This window comes from Neoroseomonas rubea (genome assembly GCF_016106015.1).
Classification (GTDB): Bacteria; Pseudomonadota; Alphaproteobacteria; order Acetobacterales; family Acetobacteraceae; genus Neoroseomonas; species Neoroseomonas rubea.
The window spans coordinates 1-1,737 of record NZ_JACADQ010000538.1; the positions used below are offsets into that span (position 1 = coordinate 1).

Genomic DNA, 1,737 nt, shown 5'->3' on the forward strand with positions numbered 1-1,737 from the left:
GCCATCGCCGCGCATCTCGCCGCGAAGGGCGTGGCCGCCGAGACCGCCGGCGCCGCCTTGCCCGAGGATGCGGAGGCCGAGCTCGCCGCCGCGCTCGCCTTCTGCCGCCGGCGGCGGATCGGCCCGTTTGCTCGATCGATGGAGGATGCCGAGGCGCGGCGGAAGGCGCTCGCCGCCATGGCGCGCGGCGGCTTCGCGCACGGCCTGGCCCGCCAGGCGCTGGCGATGGACCCGGACGAGGCGGAGGAGCGGCTGCTCGCCGCGCGGCGCGGATGAGCGGCCCGGCCGTCACCTTCACCAGGGCGGGGCTGCTGCGCGGCGCGCGCCAGGCGGCGCCGCTCGTCATCGGCACCTTTCCCTTCGGGCTCGTGGTCGGCGTGATCTCGGATGCGAAGGGGCTGTCGCTGCTCGAGACGCTGCTGATGTGCGCGCTGGTCTTCGCGGGGTCCTCGCAGCTGCTCGCGCTGGAACTCTGGACCGAACCCGCGCCGATCGCGGCGGCCACGCTCGCCGCCTTCGTCGTGAACATCCGGCTCGCGCCGATGGGCGCGGCGCTCGCGCCGTGGCTCGACCGGCTGCGCGGGGTGCGGCTGTGGGGCTCGCTCGCCACGCTCGTCGATCATTCCTACGCGCTGTCCGCGGCCGACCAGCGGCGCGGCGGGCGGGACGCGGCCTTCCTGCTCGGCGTCGGCGTGGCCCTGTGGACCTTCTGGATGATCGCGGTCGGAATCGGCCATGTGTTCGGCGCGGCGGTGCGGCTGCCGCCGGGGCATCCGCTGTATTTCGCGGCGATCGCGACCTTCTGCGCCATCCTCGTGCCGATCTGGCAGGGGGTGCGGCGGGACCTGCTGCCCTGGACGCTCGCCGGTGTCGTCGCGCTGCTCGCCTGGGGCGCGGGGCTGGGGCCGCCCTGGCCCTTGATCGCGGGGGCGCTGTGCGGCGCGGCGCTCGGCGCCTGGCTGGAGCTGCGGCGGGGATGATCCGGCATGCCGTGGATCGTGGCCGATCCATCCTCGGACGCCTGCGCTGCGCGGGGCCGCGCGCCACGTGGCGCGGCGCCTGTTCGGGCGCATGGCGCGACCGGCGGGGCCTGGGATGACGCTGCGCCTCGACGTGCTGCTCGCCATCCTCGGCATGGCGGCGGCGACCTACCTGTGCCGCGCCGGCGGCTATGCGCTGTTCCGCGCGCTGCGCCCGCCGCGCGCGGTGGAGGTCGCGCTGCAGCACCTGCCCGGGCCGATCTTCATCGCCTATGTCGCGCCGGCGCTCGCCGCGCAGGGGCTGAAGGGGCTGGTGGCCGCGCTCGCCGTCGTGGTGGCGCAGGCGCTGACGCGGAACCTCGCCGTCGCGATCGGCACCGGTGTCGCGGTGATGTGGGCGGCGGGGATGGTGGCGTAGCGCCGTGCCAGCTTCGCCCGGACGTAAGCACCGATGCGCGCCCTGGCCCGCGCGCGCGCAGCGCGCGGCCTAGCCGGCGCGGCATCACGGCGGGGCGGGAGTCGCGGATGTGGGAATGAGCGAGAAGGTCGCGCCCGGCGCCGTCGCCTCCGCCCCGCGCACGCGCACGGGGACGGAGACCGCCGCACCTTCGGCATCCAGCACCGTCACGCGGTAGAAGCCCGGCCCCGGCGGCTCCCACGCCGCTTCGCGCCGCGCCGCCTCGTGCGGGATGGGCGCGCCATCGACCAGGAAGGTCAGCGGCCGGCGCCCGCCCGCCGCGCGCAGCGTGACCGGCCC

The 1,737-nt window shown here is 76.7% G+C and carries 3 protein-coding genes and 1 pseudogene; 3 read left to right on the forward strand and 1 reads right to left on the reverse strand.

The window, feature by feature from the left end:
- The 3 genes and pseudogenes from HW577_RS24590 to HW577_RS24600 form a co-directional block, all read left to right on the forward strand.
- Positions 1-276, forward strand: a pseudogene (locus tag HW577_RS24590) (regulatory protein RecX); the annotation flags it as partial.
- A complete protein-coding gene (locus HW577_RS24595) occupies positions 273-980 on the forward strand; it encodes an AzlC family ABC transporter permease (RefSeq protein WP_198378723.1) in 708 nt (235 codons plus the stop codon). The pseudogene HW577_RS24590 and the gene HW577_RS24595, both read left to right, overlap by 4 nt.
- Positions 981-1,095: 115 nt before the next feature.
- Positions 1,096-1,398 carry an AzlD family protein gene (locus tag HW577_RS24600; RefSeq protein ID WP_232475223.1) on the forward strand — a complete coding sequence of 101 codons (303 nt, stop codon included), beginning with the start codon at positions 1,096-1,098 and terminating at the stop codon, positions 1,396-1,398.
- A gap of 84 nt (positions 1,399-1,482) precedes the next feature.
- On the opposite strand, the gene HW577_RS24605 is transcribed toward HW577_RS24600, so the two are convergent.
- Positions 1,483-1,737 (reverse strand): hypothetical protein (locus HW577_RS24605; RefSeq protein ID WP_198378724.1); only part of this gene is annotated, 255 nt, incomplete at its 5' end.